This is a genomic window from Ochrobactrum sp. SFR4 (genome assembly GCF_019730395.1).
Taxonomy (GTDB): Bacteria; Pseudomonadota; Alphaproteobacteria; order Rhizobiales; family Rhizobiaceae; genus Pseudochrobactrum.
In genome coordinates this window covers 1-368 of the sequence record NZ_JAAPBB010000344.1, presented here as the reverse complement: position 1 = coordinate 368, position 368 = coordinate 1, and the positions used below count along the sequence as shown (strand labels likewise).

Below are 368 nucleotides of genomic sequence, written 5' to 3'. Positions count from 1 at the left end.
ATCACCGGTTGTGAAGGCTATGTGGAATCCTCCGCAATGGGCTTGCTTGCCGGTCGCTTTGCAGCAGCCCAGTAGCGCGGCGAAACTCTGGCTCCGCCTCCGGTTACTTCGGCCTTTGGTGCTTTGCTCAACCATATTACCGGCGGCCATCTCGTCAGCGATGACGAACCGGGCAAACGCTCATTCCAGCCGATGAATGTGAATTTCGGCCTGTTTCCGGAAATTACAGTTCCAAAACAGGAAGGCGTGCGTCTGCGAGGCAAAGAAAAAACGCAGGCTAAGAAGCGCGCCCTCAGTGCCCGCGCTTTGAGTGATTTCAAAGTCTGGCTGCAAGAACAGCAATAATATAAAAAGCCGCCTCAAAGGGC

Annotated in this window: 1 pseudogene; it reads left to right on the top strand. The window is 54.3% G+C overall.

Annotation, left to right across the window (positions count from 1 at the left end):
- Window positions 1-345: pseudogene (locus HBA93_RS19290) on the top strand (FAD-dependent oxidoreductase); the annotation flags it as partial.
- Window positions 346-368 lie beyond the last annotated feature (23 nt).